The sequence below is a fragment of the uncultured Roseobacter sp. genome (assembly GCF_947495275.1).
Lineage (GTDB): Bacteria > Pseudomonadota > Alphaproteobacteria > Rhodobacterales > Rhodobacteraceae > Roseobacter.
This window is the reverse complement of the sequence record NZ_CANLYL010000005.1, coordinates 26,333-43,467: the sequence shown is the minus strand read 5'-3', so window position 1 is coordinate 43,467 and position 17,135 is coordinate 26,333. Positions and strand designations below refer to the sequence as shown.

16 protein-coding genes are annotated in these 17,135 nt (G+C 56.7%); 10 read left to right on the top strand and 6 right to left on the bottom strand.

Translation table 11 applies throughout. The features are described 5' to 3' along the window. Positions 1-71: 71 nt before the first annotated feature. Positions 72-890 carry an arginyltransferase gene (locus tag Q0802_RS11205; RefSeq protein ID WP_298917948.1) on the top strand — a complete coding sequence of 273 codons (819 nt, stop codon included), beginning with the start codon at positions 72-74 and terminating at the stop codon, positions 888-890. A gap of 119 nt (positions 891-1,009) precedes the next feature. On the opposite strand, the gene Q0802_RS11200 is transcribed toward Q0802_RS11205, so the two are convergent. From Q0802_RS11200 to Q0802_RS11190, 3 genes are all read right to left on the bottom strand, one after another. Next, positions 1,010-3,364 carry a TRAP transporter large permease subunit gene (locus Q0802_RS11200; RefSeq protein ID WP_298917946.1) on the bottom strand — a complete coding sequence of 785 codons (2,355 nt, stop codon included), beginning with the start codon at positions 3,362-3,364 and terminating at the stop codon, positions 1,010-1,012. Positions 3,365-3,399: 35 nt separating this feature from the next. Next, positions 3,400-4,332: a TRAP transporter small permease subunit gene (locus Q0802_RS11195; RefSeq protein ID WP_298917943.1), complete on the bottom strand. Its 933-nt coding sequence runs from the start codon at positions 4,330-4,332 to the stop codon at positions 3,400-3,402. 122 nt (positions 4,333-4,454) lie between these two features. Next, on the bottom strand, positions 4,455-5,543 hold the full coding sequence (locus tag Q0802_RS11190) for a TRAP transporter substrate-binding protein (RefSeq protein ID WP_298917941.1): 1,089 nt from the start codon (positions 5,541-5,543) through the stop codon (positions 4,455-4,457). Between the two features lie 251 nt (positions 5,544-5,794). Between Q0802_RS11190 and Q0802_RS11185 the strand changes: the two genes are divergently transcribed. From Q0802_RS11185 to ilvN, 6 genes are all read left to right on the top strand, one after another. Then, complete coding sequence (locus Q0802_RS11185; RefSeq protein ID WP_298917939.1) at positions 5,795-7,222, top strand: cache domain-containing protein; 1,428 nt, start codon at positions 5,795-5,797, stop codon at positions 7,220-7,222. Further along, the gene (locus tag Q0802_RS11180; RefSeq protein WP_298917937.1) at positions 7,219-7,866 is read left to right on the top strand and encodes a response regulator transcription factor; all 648 of its coding nucleotides are present in this window, start codon (positions 7,219-7,221) and stop codon (positions 7,864-7,866) included. The genes Q0802_RS11185 and Q0802_RS11180 overlap by 4 nt, the downstream gene beginning before the upstream one ends. A gap of 124 nt (positions 7,867-7,990) precedes the next feature. Next, a complete protein-coding gene (locus tag Q0802_RS11175; protein WP_298917934.1) occupies positions 7,991-8,713 on the top strand; it encodes a methyl-accepting chemotaxis protein in 723 nt (240 codons plus the stop codon). Positions 8,714-9,041: 328 nt separating this feature from the next. Then, positions 9,042-10,793, top strand: coding sequence for an acetolactate synthase 3 large subunit (locus Q0802_RS11170; RefSeq protein WP_298917932.1), 1,752 nt, complete (start codon positions 9,042-9,044; stop codon positions 10,791-10,793). 62 nt (positions 10,794-10,855) lie between these two features. Then, positions 10,856-11,449 carry a hypothetical protein gene (locus tag Q0802_RS11165; protein WP_298917930.1) on the top strand — a complete coding sequence of 198 codons (594 nt, stop codon included), beginning with the start codon at positions 10,856-10,858 and terminating at the stop codon, positions 11,447-11,449. Between the two features lie 30 nt (positions 11,450-11,479). Beyond that, positions 11,480-12,040: an acetolactate synthase small subunit gene (ilvN, locus tag Q0802_RS11160; protein ID WP_298917928.1), complete on the top strand. Its 561-nt coding sequence runs from the start codon at positions 11,480-11,482 to the stop codon at positions 12,038-12,040. A gap of 3 nt (positions 12,041-12,043) precedes the next feature. Here the strand turns inward: ilvN and Q0802_RS11155 are convergent, their stop codons facing one another. After that, positions 12,044-12,388, bottom strand: coding sequence for a hypothetical protein (locus Q0802_RS11155; RefSeq protein WP_298917926.1), 345 nt, complete (start codon positions 12,386-12,388; stop codon positions 12,044-12,046). Positions 12,389-12,624: 236 nt separating this feature from the next. Between Q0802_RS11155 and Q0802_RS11150 the strand changes: the two genes are divergently transcribed. From Q0802_RS11150 to Q0802_RS11140, 3 genes are all read left to right on the top strand, one after another. Then, complete coding sequence (locus tag Q0802_RS11150; RefSeq protein ID WP_298917925.1) at positions 12,625-13,422, top strand: helix-turn-helix domain-containing protein; 798 nt, start codon at positions 12,625-12,627, stop codon at positions 13,420-13,422. A gap of 110 nt (positions 13,423-13,532) precedes the next feature. Next, the gene (locus Q0802_RS11145) at positions 13,533-14,693 is read left to right on the top strand and encodes an aromatic ring-hydroxylating dioxygenase subunit alpha (RefSeq protein WP_298917924.1); all 1,161 of its coding nucleotides are present in this window, start codon (positions 13,533-13,535) and stop codon (positions 14,691-14,693) included. Next, the gene (locus Q0802_RS11140; protein WP_298917922.1) at positions 14,690-14,908 is read left to right on the top strand and encodes a hypothetical protein; all 219 of its coding nucleotides are present in this window, start codon (positions 14,690-14,692) and stop codon (positions 14,906-14,908) included. Before Q0802_RS11145 ends, Q0802_RS11140 begins: the two co-directional genes overlap by 4 nt. Here Q0802_RS11140 and Q0802_RS11135 read toward each other — a convergent pair. Both Q0802_RS11135 and Q0802_RS11130 read right to left on the bottom strand, forming a co-directional pair. Continuing rightward, positions 14,905-15,690 (bottom strand): DUF2189 domain-containing protein, encoded by a 786-nt coding sequence (locus tag Q0802_RS11135; protein WP_298917920.1) that lies wholly within the window; start codon positions 15,688-15,690, stop codon positions 14,905-14,907. The two genes, Q0802_RS11140 and Q0802_RS11135, sit on opposite strands and share 4 nt — an antisense overlap. 30 nt (positions 15,691-15,720) lie before the next feature. Beyond that, complete coding sequence (locus Q0802_RS11130) at positions 15,721-17,130, bottom strand: amidase (RefSeq protein ID WP_298917918.1); 1,410 nt, start codon at positions 17,128-17,130, stop codon at positions 15,721-15,723. Positions 17,131-17,135 lie beyond the last annotated feature (5 nt).

Below are 17,135 nucleotides of genomic sequence, written 5' to 3'. Positions count from 1 at the left end.
TGGCCTGAAACTTCGCCTTGGCGACGGGCACTTGGCTTGCTATCTTAAGGCGAGTTAACCGTCGGGAACTTATGCGCCACACACTGCCCATTGCTCCTCAGTTCTATGTGACTGCGCCGCAGCCGTGCCCCTACCTTGAGGGCCGGATGGAACGTAAGCTGTTCACGGCGTTGCAGGGCGACAATGCTGACAAGCTCAATGATAGCCTGTCGCAACAGGGGTTTCGCCGGTCCCAGAACGTGCTCTACCGCCCCTCCTGTGCAGAATGCTCAGCCTGCCTGAGCGCTCGGATCGACGTCAGTGCGTTTACAGCCTCTCGCAGCCAACGCCGGACCATGAACCGCAATGAAGACCTTGAACGCCGTGCCACCTCGCCTTGGGCATCAGAGGAACAATATGAGTTGTTCCGCACCTATCTGGACAGCCGCCACGCCGAAGGAGGTATGGCGGATATGGATGTCTTCGAATTTGCGGCGATGATCGAGGAAACCCCGATCCGCAGTCGCGTCGTCGAATACACCAATCGTGACAGCAATGCGCTGGTCGGCGTGAGCCTGACGGATGTACTCGCCGATGGTTTGAGCATGGTCTATTCATTTTACGCGCCCGATTGCCCCAAGCGGTCCATGGGAACCTACATGATCCTTGACCATATCAAGATCGCGCAAGAAGCGGATTTGCCTTATGTCTACCTCGGATATTGGGTGCCGGGCAGCCAAAAGATGGGGTATAAATCCAAGTTTTCAGGGCTTGAGGTCTATATCGGCGGCAAGTGGCAGAAGATGAAAGATCCGTCCACCTTCAGCGCCGATACACATCCGCTTTCAACGGATCCGATTGCGGAACAGGTAGCCAATATCCATCTTCCGGACACCCGCCCCACGACCTGACGCTACCAACAGTGCAATGGCCCGGGCATATCCCTGCCCGTGCAGTTCCGCATCCCAATCAAAAAATGTCATGAGGGGGCCGGTGGCCCCCTCTCCTTTGGATCTCGCTGACGTGACGATCAATTCGGGATCAGATCAGGCACGATCGTGACGATGCTTGGGAAGGTCCAGAGCAGGGCAAGTCCAGCCACCTGAATGAGCACAAACGGGATGATCCCACGATAAATGTGGCCCGTGGTGACTTCCTTCGGCGCCACGCCGCGCAGATAGAACAGCGCAAACCCGAAAGGCGGCGTCAGGAAGGAGGTTTGCAGGTTCACCGCGATCATGATCGTTACCCATTTGGGGTCAAACGTACCGCCATAGATAACAGGCCCGACGATCGGGATCACGATGTAGATGATTTCGAGGAAATCCAGCACAAAGCCCAGAACGAACAGGACCAGCATGACGATCAGAAAGACCGTGAACTCATTGTCGAAGGATTTCAGGAACTGCTGAATATAGTGCTCTCCGCCAAAGGAGATTACCACGAGATTCAGAAGCTGCGACCCGATCAGAATGGTGAAAACCATGCTGGTGACCTTGGCGGTCTCGCGCACCACCGGGCTCAGAACGCCGGAGGTGTAGAGGATCCAGCAGGAGAACAGCAGCCCGAACAGCGCATAGAGATAGGCGACATAGGCCACGAAGAACGCAAACCAGCTCTGGAAACCAACCTCATCCTGGTTGATCCGCAGATCGAAATTGATGCCGACAAGGATACAGGCGATGATGGCCAGCGTTGACCAGATAATCAGTTTGGGCGACCGGTCCTGATCCTTCAGTTTCCGGTAAGCCGCCAGCATGATCGCACCACCGGCACCCAAGGCCGCAGCCGGCGTCGGATTGGTAATGCCACCAAGGATCGACCCCAGAACCGCCACGATAAGAACCAGCGGCGGGAAAACCACGCGGATCAGCTCGTTTTGAGCACATATCTTTGTCGCATGAACGACCCCATACATCAGCGCCGCGAAGGGTATAGCCAACATCACAACCAGCCCGCCGGGCGAGGTCGATGGCGAGATCAGCAGAATATCCGCAAGGATCATCACTACAGCGCCGACGGCCCCGATCAACAGCGGTTGCACCGGGCTGGACGGCGATACGCCGCGCGCCGTGGTCAGAAACAGCGACAGCATCAGAACGATGATCGCCACACCGGTGCCAATGGGGGCTGCATTGGCGATTTTATTCGCACGAGCCTCCGCAAGCGCTTCTTCGGACAGTCTTTCGGATTGCTGAACACCGCCCGCATCGTTGATTGCCGTCTGTTGCGCAACGGCGGCATCCCAGGCCTCCTGCCCATGCAGTTCGATCATCGACGCCTGACAGTCGGGGCCGACATTGGTGCGCAAGGACGCGCCTTCGCCAATGTCCGAATACCGCGATACATCGGTGGATTGATCACCGACAATGCCGAGGTTGCCCAGAAGCACCACACCAACGATCAGCGCAACAGGCGCGCCCAGGAACCACGTGAAGGCTTCCGAGCGTGTCACCGGTTCCGCATTGGTGCTACCCATCGGCACGGCAGGTGCCTTGTCAGGGTTCAAGAGCGCATAGCCAAAGGCATAGAGCGCATAAAGAAGCGCCAGCATGATGCCCGGCAGCAAGGCCGCCTGGAACAAGGTTCCCACCGACAGCACAGCAGGTTGACCCAGATAGGTCAAAGCGTCCGTACATCCCGCAACAACAGCGCGCTTTTCCTGCGCTGCGGAATAGAGATCTCCCGCAAGGGTGCCCAGCAGAACAATCACGATGGAGGGCGGGATGATCTGCCCCAGGGTGCCGGAAGCAGCGATGACGCCGGTGGAAAGCTCCGGCGAATACCCATTGCGCAACATCGTGGGCAGCGCCAAGAGCCCCATGGTCACCACCGTCGCGCCAACGATACCGGTGGAAGCCGCCAGAAACGCGCCCACAACCACGATGGAAACGGCCAGACCGCCGGGCAGCGGGCCAAAGACGCGCGCCATGGTGGTCAGCAGGTCATTCGCGATCTTGGAACGCTCCAGCGTGATGCCCATCAGGACGAACATCAAAACGGCCAGCAGGGTTTCGATGGATTGCCCGGCAAGCACCCGCTCGTTCATCCGGTTGACGACGAAGGAGACGTTACGGTCCAGCGCAACCTCCCAGCCTTTCGGGAAAACGGCCTCTTCAATCCGCGGCAATTCGGGGTATCGGAAAACCGATATCGTATCCGCCTTGACGCCGGAATTGACCAGATCGCGGTAGACCTGGGAACTGGTGTCAATCGCCTGATGGATCAGCAGTCCCGCGCTGTCCAGCGCGGCGATGATCCCGAAGGAGATGATCCCTGCCCCGGCAATGGCGAAAGCCACCGGGAACCCGGACAGGATACCTCCGAACAGGCAGATGAAAACGATGATGAGGCCAACTTCGACGCCGTCTAGACCGAAAAACATGTGTCAGTGTCCCTTAATGTGCCGCAGCATCTTTTTTAGTGTGTGCCTTCGTAGGCTTCTTCACCGTCACCCAGGGTGTCACGGTCGAGGTACTTGCCTTCGCTCTCCGGGCCTTCTTTCCACTCCAGATAGGAGCGGTAGAACATCGCCATCGCCTGGAGGAAAAGCATGGCGGTGAAAGCACAGAGCAGCACCTTGAAGAGGAAATAGCCGTTGAACCCATTGGGGCTGAAGCCGATGGTTTCAACGTTCCAGCGCAGCGCGCGCGATTTGTTGATCAGCCGGTCAAGCGTGTCGGAGGCGGACGGTTTCGGCACGATCAGATGACGCCACATGAAGTACCAGCCATACATCCAGATCAGGACGGCGACCGGCATCATAAAGAAGATGGCACCAAACATGTCGATGACCTTCTTGGTGCGGAATTTGACCGCCGAATAAACCAGATCGACCCGCACGTGCCCGCCCTGCACAAAGGTGTAGGCCATGCAAAGACAAACGACCAAGGCGTTGTAAAGTTTCAGCTCTTCAGCGAACCAGCTGATGTCAAACTGCAATGGGATACCGAAGCCGACGGAGATATCCGGCCGTGTGAAAATCCGCTGCATGAAAACGATGATAATCTGTTGCAGGACCATCAACAGCCCCGCCCAGGCAAAGAAGCGTCCGACTGTATTGGCGAACCCTTCCAGCACCCGGACATAGCCCCACATGATGTCATTGCGCCACAAACCGATGGCGAACATGATCAGGAAAGCGGTCAGGACAACAAAGAAAAACTCGACCGATCCGCCGTAGTAGACAAACCGCATGATCGCCTGTTTGTCGGTCCAGTCCAGCCAGAGCGACGGATGAGAGATCGCATAGAAAAAGTTGTAAACGGCGAGGCCGATGTTGGTGAAAAACCACAACACACCGTCAAAGATGACAGAGAGCGACCCGCCTGCTGCGTCTACTTCATTTTCCATAGTTCCCCCTCCCTTGATGCCCGCGCATATGCGGCTCAAGGTGTCGCGTGATCCTGGTTTGATCGGATCTTAGGTCAACGAGGGGCCACAACCAATGGCCCCTCGCCGGTGATTGGCCGGTATCAGCCGTTTGCCAGAACGCGGTTACGCTGCTCGACATAGAAGCCATCGGACTTCAATAGCCAGTCAGAGCTTGTGGCCACTGATTCCTCGAAGCTTGTGCGGATTTTCGCAAAGAGCTCGTCGTTCATGTTCTCGTCCATGACTTCCTTGGACGCAGCACCAAAGGCATCCCAGACATCATCGGGGAATTGCAGCGTTTTCACGCCCTGCGCCTGAAGACGCGCAAGGGCCGCGCCATTGTTGGCCAGTGTTTCGGCCAGCTGGATGTGCGTCGTTGCCATCGCCGCATTGGCGATGATCGCCTGATGCGCGGGGCTGAGGTCATTGTAGACATCGAGGTTGACGCCACAGGCAAGACCGGAACCCGGCTCGTGGAAACCGGCAGTGTAGTAAACCTTCGCAACTTCCTGGAAGCCAGCGCGTTCGTCCGCGAAGGGACCAACCCATTCCAGGCCGTCCAGAGCACCGGAAGACAGCGCCTGATAAAGCTCGCCCCCGGGGATGTTCTGCACGGAGGCGCCCAGCTTGCCCAGCACCTTGCCGCCCAGACCGGGCATACGGAACTTCAGACCGTTGAAATCGCCCGCCGAGTTGATCTCGTTGCGGAACCAGCCACCGGATTGTGATCCGGAGTTGCCTGCCAGGAAGGATTTCAGGTTGAAGATTTCGCCCAGTTCGCTGTGCAGATCATGTCCGCCACCGTGGTGATACCAATTTGTCAGTTCCTGCGCTGTGCCGCCGAAGGGCACGGCGGTGAAGTAGGCATACCCCGGGTGTTGGCCGATGAAATAGTAATCCGCCGAGTGGTACATATCCGCCTGACCGGAAGAGACCGCATCGAACACCTCGAATGCGCCAACCAGTTCACCGGGGGCTTTCTTGTCGATGGTCAGCGTTCCGTCTGACATGGCACCAACCATGTTTTCGAAATAGGTGGCGGCGTCGTCCAGCACCGCGAAACCACGGGGCCAGGATGTAACCATGGTCAGCGAGCGGTTACCTTGAGCGTAAGCGGGTGCGGCCAGAGTGCCGGCTGCGGCAGCGGTGCCGCCAAGTGCAGATGTCTTCAGAAATGAACGACGATCCATTTAGATACTCCTCCCAATTATGACGCCCACGCAGCCGATCTCGCGCGCAGGTCGTTTCGAGTGTCGCCACACTAGCGAGGCCGTCGCCAATTAAAATACCTACTACTGCGTAGATCGGCGGTGAAATGACCACTTTGGTCATTTTTTTTGGCCAGTTTTGAGCTGGTTCCCAAGCTTGACCGGTGATTTTGATGCGAAATCGGCAATCCGATCGCTTTGATTCGACTCAATTTCGACGTAACCAGTGTGCCATGAGACGACTTGGCGCTTTGTTCCGGCCCAGCTATGCCCAGAAACTGTCGCTGGTGGCGACCGTGCCGCTTGTCGCGGCGGTTGCCGCCATTGCGGTTCTGGTGGCCATTCAATCGCGCGCTCTGGCTGAGCGGGAGATCAAGGCGCTTGAGACGCAATTGATCGAAGCCAAGAAGGCCGAGTTGCGCAACTACGTGACCCAGGCGCGCAACGGGTTCTACTTTATCTATGGCAATGCGGCACCGGATGATCAGGAAGCGCGCGATCAGGTTGCCCAGATTCTGTCGGCGATGATCTACGGCTCCGAAGGGTTCTTCTTTGTCTATGATTATGACGGCACCAACCTTGTCAGCCCGCGTCAGACAGATCGGATCAACCAGAATTGGACGGGCCTCAAGGATAGCGAAGGAACGCCAATTGTCGACGAGATTATCCGCATTGCCCGATCAGGGGCCGGATATCACAGCTATCTCTGGCCCAAGCCCTCGACCGGGGAAGAGGCGCGGATGATCACCTATGTGACCAGCTTTCCCAGTTGGCGATGGGCGGTCGGGACCGGGGTTTTTATTGACGACGTGTTGGCCACGGTCGCATCTGCCCGTGCCGATGTCGAAGCCCGCGTACAGCAAACGTTCCTCTATATCGGGCTCATCACTTTTGCCGCCCTCCTGATCGTTTTCACAACCGGAATGGCGCTGAACATCCGTGAAAGACGTCTTGCGGATGCCAAACTCAAGAAACTGACGCAGCGGGTCCTCGACGCCCAGGAAGAGGAACGCGGCCGCGTGGCCCGCGAACTTCACGACGGGATCAGTCAATTGCTGGTCGGTGTGCGTTACGCACTTGATACGGCCCGCCGCAAACTTGATCGGCAAGACCCCACCGCCGCCGATCCGCTTGGCAAGGGCATCGAAACGCTGGGCGAGGCAATCTCGGAAGTCCGCAGGATCAGCCGCGACCTGCGCCCCGGGGTTCTGGACGACCTTGGCCTCGGCCCTGCCCTGAAAGCGCTGACAGAGGATTTTCGCCTGCGTACCGGCATGACCACCGATTTCCAGACCGTCGTGTTTCGCAACCGCCTGGATGGCGAGGCCAAGATCGCGCTTTACAGAATTGCGCAGGAAGCGCTGACCAATATCGAGAGGCACGCCAATGCGAGCCATGTCAAAATCGATCTGCGCGGGCATAAAAAAGGGGCCACCTTGCGCATAGAAGACAATGGCCGGGGGTTGCCGGATAGCCATTCCGGGCCGATGATGGGATTGGGCCTGCGCAACATGCAGGAACGCGTTGAGCAGCTCGAGGGTGAGTTTCGCGTCGATTCTCCCAGAGCAGGGACTGGCACGATCATTGAAGTCAGCGTCCCCTTGTCCCATCTCCTGTCCCCTGAATCCGAAAAGGCCTCTACGCAGAAGGTGCCAGCATGACCCCAAAACCCATCAGAGTACTGATCGTGGATGACCACCCGATGGTTGCGGAGGGTATTCAATCCATCCTTGAAAGCTATGACGATATCTCTGTCGTCGGGACCTGTAACACTGCCCGCGAGGCCATCGACCGGGTCGAGGCGTTCAACCCCGATGTCATCCTGATGGATCTCAACATGCCGGAGATGGGCGGGCTTACCGCCACCGAGATCCTGCTGGAAAAACGCCCAAGCACCCGCATTCTGGTGCTGTCGATGCACGATAGCCCTGAATACATTTCGTCCGCCCTCAGCCATGGCGCGATGGGATACGTGCTCAAGGACGTCCCGACAGATGAAATCAAACACGCAATTGACGCCGTGATGGCCGGTCAACGGTATCTTTGCACCGGGGCGAAGGGATCGCTGGAGCCCAAGGACGGGGACGCACGCGAGGCGCTGACCGGGCGCGAACAAACCATCCTGCTGCAACTGGCCCAGGGAAAATCCAACAAGGAGGTGGCAATGGCCCTGGATATATCCGTCAGGACGGTCGAAACCCACCGCAAGAACATCAAACGCAAACTCGGAATTTCAAGCACGGCGGGCCTGACGCGATACGCCTTAGAGCATGGGGTTTTACAAGGTACCGGCGTCAGCTTCTGAAACGTGAACAGCTGTGGCGGCGCGTGTTTCCAGGCATCAAAAGAATTGAGCTGTGGGGCGCAGTTTCAGCATCGGGGCCTGCGCTGTTGAAGGTTTCTTAAATACCGCGCCCTAAGACATTTGCATGAATGTTCAAAGCCAAATCGCGGTGCCAGACGCAGCACTGCTCGACACCCTGCCCTATCGTGACGCGATTGACCGCGTGGCGACACTGCGGGCGCGGGTTGTGCGTGTGGCTTTGACGGTCAGTCTGCTGTCGGGCGAAAAGACGGCGGAGGAACGTGACGCTCTTGGGAAAGAACTCGCGGCCCATGCACGCACCATCCGTCATACGCTGCGCGTTGTCGAAGGGGTCGCCGTATTTGAAACCCTACCGGATGTGTTGAGCGTCTGGCTTGCTGCCATCTCCGTGAATCACAAAACAGAAATGAAGGTGATCACCCGCATGGCTGACCTCACCGAAAAACTGGTTGAGGATAGCGCGACGGAAACCGGCATCCCGGAAAAACAACTTCTTGATTATATTGCCTTTGGCCAAAAGGAATTTTTTGAAGCCGTGAGCGCGCTGGTCGAGGGTTTCTGGACGGGCATTGAAAGCGGCCGCGCTGAACAGTTGGAACGCGCAATGCAGTCGGCCGCACGGCTGGACCAAAGTCTCAACAGACTGGAGCGCATTGGCAGATACGTTCGCGCCATGTCCATCAATGCCTCTGTAGAGGCCTCCAGAGCCGGAGAGGCCGGCAAGGGATTGGCCATCATCGCGCAGGAATTCAAGGTCCTTGCCGAAGAAGTTCAGCAACTCACGCTGTCTGCCCGCGAAGATATTGAGAAACTCGACGCCCATTAAACCCGGAATCGGCATAGAAATCATCACGCGGTTTCGCAAAATGTCGCAAATCACCCACGTCGCGCAATGAAAGAACCAAAAAACTTCATTCAGCGACATAAATTTTGCGTCTTTGGTGCTTGACGCCCCAGAGTCACAGTCATAATGTCCCGCCAGCATCAAGGAGCCTCACGGCAATGACATCTCTAGTCGTCATCGTAGGAAATACGCGCATGGGCCGGTAACGGTAGACCATAGTCTGACCCATGCGCCCCCGCCAAGAACGGGGGCTTTTTTATGCGCTAACGTTGGAACAGGCCAACACACGGCCGATACGGAGTAAAACGATATGACACGGCAAATGTCCGGTGCAAAAATGATTGTCCAAGCCTTGATTGATCAGGGTGTGGACACCGTCTTTGGCTACCCCGGTGGCGCCGTACTACCGATTTACGACGAGGTTTTTCAACAGAATGCCATCCGGCATATTCTGGTGCGTCATGAACAGGGTGCTGTGCATGCCGCCGAAGGTTACGCCCGTGCAACCGGCAAACCCGGCGTCGTTCTCGTTACATCCGGCCCAGGCGCGACAAATGCGGTTACCGGCCTGACGGACGCGTTGATGGATTCGATCCCGATTATCGTTCTGACCGGTCAGGTGCCGACCTTCATGATCGGCTCGGATGCCTTTCAGGAGGCAGATACGGTCGGCATTACCCGGCCTTGCACGAAACACAATTGGTTGGTGAAAGAAACCGACGCGCTTTCCGGCGTTCTGCACGAGGCGTTCCATGTCGCCACGCATGGCCGTCCCGGTCCGGTGCTGGTCGACATTCCCAAGGACGTTCAGTTTGCCACCGGCACCTATACGCCGCCGAAACCTTCCGTGTCGCATTACCAGCCGAAGGTCAAAGGCGACATGGAGGAGATCACCGAACTTGTTGCCGCGATCGAAAAGGCCAAGAAACCGGTTTTCTATACGGGCGGCGGTGTCATCAATTCCGGCCCGGCGGCCAGCCAGTTGCTGCGCGAGCTTGTTAAATCCACCGGATTTCCGATCACCTCCACGCTGATGGGGCTGGGCTGTTATCCTGCGTCGGGTGAAAACTGGCTGGGCATGCTGGGCATGCACGGGCTTTATCAGGCAAATATGGCGATGCATGATTGCGACCTGCTGATCAACATCGGCGCGCGGTTTGATGACCGGATCACCGGGCGCATCGACGCCTTCAGCCCGAAATCGACCAAGGCGCATATCGACATTGACCCCTCCTCGATCAACAAGGTCATCAAGACGGACATCCCGATTGTGGGCGACGTTGGCCATGTGCTTGAAGACATTCTCAAAGTCTGGAAATCACGCGGGCGCCAGACCAATTCCGAAGCGCTGACCAAATGGTGGGCGCAGATCGAGGAATGGAAAAAGGTCGATTGCCTGAAGTTCACGCAGAAGGGCAAGATCATCAAGCCGCAGCACGCATTGGTGCGCCTTGAAGAATTGACCAAGAAATACGACCGCTACATCTGTACCGAAGTGGGTCAGCACCAGATGTGGGCCGCGCAATATCTCGGGTTTGAAGACCCCAATCGCTGGATGACCTCCGGGGGCCTGGGCACAATGGGTTATGGTTTTCCGGCCTCGATCGGCGTGCAGATGGCGCATCCCGACGCCTTGGTCATCAATGTGGCGGGTGAGGCCAGCTGGCTGATGAACATGCAGGAGATGGGCACGGCCGTTCAATATCGGCTTCCCGTGAAACAGTTCATCCTCAACAACGAACGTCTCGGCATGGTGCGTCAGTGGCAGGAACTGCTGCATGGCGAGCGCTATTCACAAAGCTGGTCCGAAGCCCTGCCCGATTTCGTGAAACTGGCGGATGCCTTTGGGGCCAAGGGGATTTTGTGTTCCGACCCGGACGATCTCGATGACGCAATCATGGAGATGATCACCCACGACGGCCCGGTCATCTTCGACTGTCTAGTCGAGAAACACGAAAACTGCTTCCCGATGATCCCGTCGGGTAAAGCACACAACGAAATGCTGCTGGGCGAAGCCAGCACTCAGGGTGTGATCGACAGCAAGGGGAGTGTGTTGGTGTGATGTGTGCTAGAATAGGGCTCTTGCTTCTAATGTCCGCCGCCGTTGGGTGTAATGAAAGCTCTGTGAATGACATCGCTACATTTTCTACAGAGGTGCCAAACGAGATTTTTGATAAGTCGCAACTTAACATTGTCGGTCGATCAAAGCTCGTCGTTCACTCCAACAAAAAACTGGCCGCGCCTCAAAGAAAGGGATTTGAAGAGTTTCGTTCTAGACTGGATGATGGTTTTGCCGCATTTTATGTGACGCCGGGAGGCAGCGGCTGGACCTCCAATTTTGGAATGATCTCCGAAGACGATGCAAAAAAAACAACCAGTGCGTTTTGCGACGGAATGCATGGCAAGAGATGTGTTCTATACGCAACGCTGGTCCCTGAAGAGGTTGCCAATCGCCATTCTCTGCCTCAAGCCGTCACGGGCATCGTGAAAGATGCAGTCGAGAAAACTCAGTCAGGCAACTTTATAGCTATTTCCACCAACGTCTCAGGCCGGGTTGGGACTTCTTTCAATTACGACAATATTCAAGATGCCGTAAAGGATGCGATTGTCCAATGCGAAAACAACGTAAGGGAATATCAAGCAGAAAACATATCTGTTGCGTATTTCCTTGAAAGAAAAGGCTATTTCGAATGCGAACTTTTCGGTGTTTATCAGTAGAAAACCAACCTTCACTTCAGGAGCGGTGAGATGTCCCCCCTAAAAATCAAAAAAGGCGCCACCAGCCATTCCGCATATAATCTGCGGCCCACTTTTTCGGATGTGGTGGAACGCCATACCTTGGCGGTACTGGTCGAGAATGAGCCGGGCGTTCTGGCCCGTGTCATCGGGCTCTTTTCCGGGCGCGGGTACAACATCGACAGCCTGACCGTCGCGGAAGTGGATCACACCGGACATCTCAGCCGCATCACCATCGTGACATCCGGCACACCTCAGGTCATTGAGCAGATCAAGGCGCAGCTTGGCCGGATCGTCTCCGTTCACGATGTGCACGACCTGACTGTTGAAGGTGCAAGCGTCGAGCGGGAATTGGCCATGTTCAAGGTCTCTGGCACAGGCGAAAAGCGGGTCGAAGCCTTGAGGCTTGCAGATATCTTTCGCGCCAGTGTGGTCGACAGTACGCTGGAAAGTTTCATTTTTGAAATTACCGGTGCGCCTGACAAGATCGACGCCTTTGCCGAACTGATGCGACCGCTTGGTCTGACAGATGTCGCGCGTACGGGAGTCGCGGCGTTGTCACGCGGCGAATAACCGTTACGCTTCGTGAACTCTCGGGAATTCGGGGCCGCCGCTTCTTTCCCGAGGGCAAAACTGGATGATCTGTGCGGTCTGTGGATGCGCGCTTTCCTCGCTCGCCCCCCGAAGCAGTGCGTCTGGCAATTCCGCGCCTGCACGCTCCAGAACCAGCCTCGGGTTATGGGCCCGGCGCATCGAAGCGCGCACTTCCATGTCAAACTGAACCACATCTCCAGCGTCAAAAAACGCCCCCGAGTGCAGTGTCTCCCCCGCCGAGTTCAAAAACGCCAAATCACCTTGATCTTCGCACCAAATGACCGCTTTGCGATCCGATGCGTCGCTCCAAAGAACAACGCCAATCATAGTTCAATCCAATCTTTAGCCTGCAACCTGAAGGTACCAAGAAGTTAACAGAACGGCACATGATAAAATCAGCACCGTACGCTTGGAATTTGTGTCGCCCTCCTCTAATGTTGACACAAATACGATCTACAGTTGACGCTATTTAGCATCAAATAGGTGATTGAAGGTTAAACCATTGGCGCAAAAGCAGCATAGCACGTAATGCTGTATGGCAGCGACTAGGCACGAGGATCAACATGCCTTTCTCCGCAAGAACACCTGCGCAGCTGCGCAATATGTTTGGATCGAACCTGCGTACGCTAGCTGCCGATCACCCCTCAATTTCCGCGCTGTCACGGGACCTGCGGATCAATCGCACTCAGTTCAATCGTTATTTGAGCGGCGAAAGCTTCCCGCGCCCCGACGTGCTTGCCCGCATATGTGACTTTTTCGGCGTCGACGCCCGGATACTGCTGGAACCCGTGGGACAGGTCAGTCGCGAATCAGGACCCATATCGAGTGCCTATCTTCGTGATTTCATGGGCACCGCAATACAAACAGTCCCGGAAGAAAATCTACCCAGCGGTTTCTACCAGTTCGCACGTCGCAGCTTCGTGCGGGATGACCAGTTTGTCCGCGGTGTCGTAATGATCAAACGCGAGGGCGAAAATACCTATTTGCGGGGCTTCGAGCCGAAAACCGCTATGGCCATGCAAGGAATTCCAACCGGCGGTCCCGCGCGCGAATACCGCGGTTTCGTCATGCGGATCGAAGATGGCGTGGCAGCAACTGTCGCCCGGCGCAACGGCATGACCGCGTCTTTTAACTATCTCAGCCGCGTGACATCGTTTCAGAACAATTTCTGGGTCGGGTACGTTGCCCGGACGGTCAGGGAAACCTCATCCAGTACACGCATGACCAGAATGGTTTACGAATTTCTCGGGCCAGCAATTTCAAAGGTTCTACCCTTTGCACGTCAGGCGGGGTTCTGTGAATTCGCCGATCTGATGCCATTCCATCAAAGATTGTTGCAACCAAACGATCCTTTTCGCTGAACGCACAACAATTGATGCCGTGTCGCCCCAAGCAAACTCGGGTCGCTTTGAGAAATGCAGCTTTGCCCGCTCCTCTTATGATTTGTGCATAGCACCGCAGGAGAGTTGCCATGGTCAGCGCACCTACAGATCTGTCAAATGTCCGTCGCCCGATCACAGAGGCACGCGGCCTGCCGAACGCGCATTACACCGATCCTGCCGTCTTTGAAGAAGAAAAACACGCATTGCTCTTTGATGGCTGGGCCGGGCTTGCAGTGACTGCGGATGTTGCGGAGATCGGTGACGCCATCCCCCTGAGTTTTCTCGGCATGCCCCTGTTGCTGATCCGGGACCGTCAAAACACCGTGCGCGTCTTCCAGAATATTTGCCGACATCGTGGGATGATCCTTGTGGATCAGCCACGCAAGATCGAAGGCGCCATACGCTGCCCCTACCACAGCTGGTGTTACGCGACGGATGGCAAGCTTGTCAGCACGCCGCATGTGGGGGGGCCAGGCCAGAACAAACATGATGGTATTGACCGCGCATTGCTGGGGTTAGTCGAGGTCCGCAGTCATATCTGGATGGGCGTTGTCTGGATCAATGTGTCAGGCGATGCGCCCAGGTTCGAAGATGCCAATGCCAAACTGCTGGAACGTTGGGCGGAATTTGACAAACCGCTGTTCCATGGCGGCGGCGACAGTACGTTCACGCTGGACGTAGCGTGCAACTGGAAACTCGCGGTCGAAAACTATTGCGAGAGCTACCATTTGCCCTGGGTGCATCCCGGCCTTAACAGCTACTCCCGTCTTGAAGATCATTATCACATTGAAGAAAAAGGGTTGTTTTCAGGCCAGGGTACGCTTGTCTATCGCCAGATCACCGGCCCCAAAGGTCAGGTCTTCCCGGATTTCGACGGGCTTTGCGACAAGTGGGATACTGCCGCAGAGTATATCACCGCCTTCCCCAACGTGCTCTTGGGCGTGCACCGCGATCATGCGTTCGCCATCATTCTGGAGCCGCTCGGACCCGAAAAGACCCGCGAACACGTACATCTGTTCTATCCGGTGGCGGATACCGATGACACCCTGCGCCAACTAAATGCGACCCAGTGGAAAGAGGTCTTCGTCGAGGACATCTTTGTGGTCGAAGGCATGCAACGTGGTCGCCACGCGGTCTCATTTGATGGCGGGCGCTTTTCTCCGGCGATGGACGGGCCGACCCATCTGTTCCATGATTGGGTCGCTGAACGGCTGAACGCCCGGCGCGCGACCGCGCAAGCGGCTGAATGAACACACTCGACGACCGCCTGCTCGCGGCACATGCCGCAGATGACCGGCAGGCATTGATCGCTCTTTACTCCGAAGCTGCCGCCCTTGCCGCAGACATCGACGCCAAGGGTTTTTACCTGACACAAGCTTATGTCTTTGCGTTAGAAGCGGGGGCATCTTCGGCACTTACGTTGCGCGAGCAGCTTGTTGAATTAAATCGGGAAACGCCGGATTAGGTATCACTCAACAGAAGCTTGTAAAGATGCCAGGACGCATGACCCAACCACGGCAGAACAATCAATAAACCCAAAAAAACGGGCAATAATGCAGCAAAACTCAGTGCCGCGATGATCAGGGCCCAGGTCAACAAGACGACGGGTGATTTACGAACTGCGCCAATGCTGGTGATCATCGCCGTGATGAAATCAACCTCTCGGTCCAGCAGCATCGGCAGCCCAATGACGGACATGCCGTAGATCAACATGGCAAATGCGCCGCCCACAAGCGTGCCAAAGGCCAGCATCGTCACGCCATTCAAGGTGAGGAACACCTCATAGGAGCTTGATATATTGGTCATTGTCGACAGACCAAGGAACAAGGCAAATATCATGTGGCCCAGGAAAAACCAGAAAAGGAAGATGACCACCATCATCGTGCAAAGCGATGGCAGTTGCCGCAGCCTCTGGTGCCAGATCACCCCGAACACGTCACCAGCCGATATATCCAGATTGGCGTCAAGCCTGCGGGAAACCTCGTAGAGACCAACCGCAGCAAAAGGTCCGAGAAGGGGGAAGCCAATGGCGGCAAGGATCAGCCAGAAACTATGCCCGGTGACAAAGGTAACGCCGGCCATGAACCAACCCGCCAGCACGTAGAACAGCGCAAAAGTCAGCCCGTAGAACGGCCTTGCCTTGAAATCAGCGGCCCCGCGCACAAGGGCCTGACGCAAATCAGCGAATTCCGCAGCGCGCAGTTCTGGTGCGCCCATTACAATTTCCCCAGTTGCAGACGTCGTCATGGTGCTCCCCCTTCCGTTTACACGATCAAACTACACCAAAGCCGGTGCTTCTTGCGGCCATTGCGTCGCTTCATGCCACTTTTGTGCAACTTGCAACAAGTAAGCATCGCTGCCGGGTTTCCCGATCAATTGCAGACCCATCGGCAGCCCGGCGTCGCTGAAACCCAGCGGCACGTTCACCACGGGCAGACCAATCAGGCTTGCAGGCACGACCACTTGCATCCACCGATGATATGTATCCATCGCCACAGCGGAAATCTCCTTGGGATGTTCGAGCTTCCCGTCAAAGGGCCAGAGCTGGGCGGAGGGCAAAGCCAGAACATCGATATTGCTGAAAAGAGCTGCCGCGGCGCGGTACCAATCGCTTCTGATCTCCAACGCGTCATAGAGACCACGCCCCGACAGCTTCCTGCCACGTTCGATTTCCCAGATCATCGCCGGTTTGAGCAACGGGCATTTGTCAGGGTCTTCGTATTCTGAACGGCGCCTCATGGCGATGGAATAGGATCGCAGATCGACCCAACTGCGCCACATCGCATCGGCGGAAAACGGTGCTGAAGCAATCTCAACCGCCCATCCCAGGGCCTGCATTTCAGCCAGCCCCTTCTCGCACAGTTCCAGAACCCCGGACGCCATTGGCAGCGCACCGTCCCAATCTCGCAGCCAACCGATTCGCGGAACGAAGGGCAGCGTCGCGATACCCGGCAACGCAGGATCGACAGGCCGTGCCAGAGGGACCGACGTCTCGGGCCCCGCCATGGTATCCAATAGTGCGGCCAGATCACGCGGGGTGCGCGCCATCGGCCCTTCGGTTGCAAATTGTTCAAAGAACCCTTCGCCTGCGGGATGACCGGGCACAACGCCCCAGGTCGGGCGCATGCCGTACACGTTGTTCCAGCCGGCAGGATTGCGCAGGGAGCCCATCATGTCAGACCCGTCGGCGATGCTCAGCATGCCCGTGGCCAGAGCGACCGCTGCACCACCGGATGATCCTCCCGCTGACCGGGTCGTATCATAGGGGTTTCGTGTTGGCCCATGAACGGGGTTGAATGTATGGCTGCCCAAACCAAATTCCGGTGTATTGGTCTTGCCGATGATAATGGCCCCGGCGGCCCGGATGCGCGCAACTAGCAGATCATCTTCGGCAGCGATTTGGCCGGCAAAAATGGGTGAACCATGCGAGGTGGGCAACCCGGCGGCATTTGCCAGATCCTTAATGGCAATCGGGATGCCATGCAGCCAGCCCTTGCGCGGTTGATTGTCGGCTTGGGCGGCCTCTGCGAGCAGCGTGTCCCGCTCCCTCAAGGAGACAATCGCATTCACGGCACCATTGACCGCATCAATGCGTTGCAACGTCGCCTGCATTAGCTCAACGGCGCTGAGTTGTCGTTCAGACAAGGCAGTGGATATGTCCAAGGCAGTGGAATTCGACAGTTTCATGGCAA

What these genes read in the sequence shown, in the direction of transcription:
- Q0802_RS11205 (WP_298917948.1), top strand. Translation starts at nt 72, where the DNA reads ATGCGCCACACACTGCCCATTGCTCCTCAGTTCTATGTGACTGCGCCG.
- Q0802_RS11200 (WP_298917946.1), bottom strand. Translation starts at nt 3,364, where the DNA reads ATGTTTTTCGGTCTAGACGGCGTCGAAGTTGGCCTCATCATCGTTTTC.
- Q0802_RS11195 (WP_298917943.1), bottom strand. Translation starts at nt 4,332, where the DNA reads ATGGAAAATGAAGTAGACGCAGCAGGCGGGTCGCTCTCTGTCATCTTT.
- Q0802_RS11190 (WP_298917941.1), bottom strand. Translation starts at nt 5,543, where the DNA reads ATGGATCGTCGTTCATTTCTGAAGACATCTGCACTTGGCGGCACCGCT.
- Q0802_RS11185 (WP_298917939.1), top strand. Translation starts at nt 5,795, where the DNA reads ATGAGACGACTTGGCGCTTTGTTCCGGCCCAGCTATGCCCAGAAACTG.
- Q0802_RS11180 (WP_298917937.1), top strand. Translation starts at nt 7,219, where the DNA reads ATGACCCCAAAACCCATCAGAGTACTGATCGTGGATGACCACCCGATG.
- Q0802_RS11175 (WP_298917934.1), top strand. Translation starts at nt 7,991, where the DNA reads ATGAATGTTCAAAGCCAAATCGCGGTGCCAGACGCAGCACTGCTCGAC.
- Q0802_RS11170 (WP_298917932.1), top strand. Translation starts at nt 9,042, where the DNA reads ATGACACGGCAAATGTCCGGTGCAAAAATGATTGTCCAAGCCTTGATT.
- ilvN (WP_298917928.1), top strand. Translation starts at nt 11,480, where the DNA reads ATGTCCCCCCTAAAAATCAAAAAAGGCGCCACCAGCCATTCCGCATAT.
- Q0802_RS11155 (WP_298917926.1), bottom strand. Translation starts at nt 12,388, where the DNA reads ATGATTGGCGTTGTTCTTTGGAGCGACGCATCGGATCGCAAAGCGGTC.
- Q0802_RS11150 (WP_298917925.1), top strand. Translation starts at nt 12,625, where the DNA reads ATGCCTTTCTCCGCAAGAACACCTGCGCAGCTGCGCAATATGTTTGGA.
- Q0802_RS11145 (WP_298917924.1), top strand. Translation starts at nt 13,533, where the DNA reads ATGGTCAGCGCACCTACAGATCTGTCAAATGTCCGTCGCCCGATCACA.
- Q0802_RS11140 (WP_298917922.1), top strand. Translation starts at nt 14,690, where the DNA reads ATGAACACACTCGACGACCGCCTGCTCGCGGCACATGCCGCAGATGAC.
- Q0802_RS11135 (WP_298917920.1), bottom strand. Translation starts at nt 15,690, where the DNA reads ATGACGACGTCTGCAACTGGGGAAATTGTAATGGGCGCACCAGAACTG.
- Q0802_RS11130 (WP_298917918.1), bottom strand. Translation starts at nt 17,130, where the DNA reads ATGAAACTGTCGAATTCCACTGCCTTGGACATATCCACTGCCTTGTCT.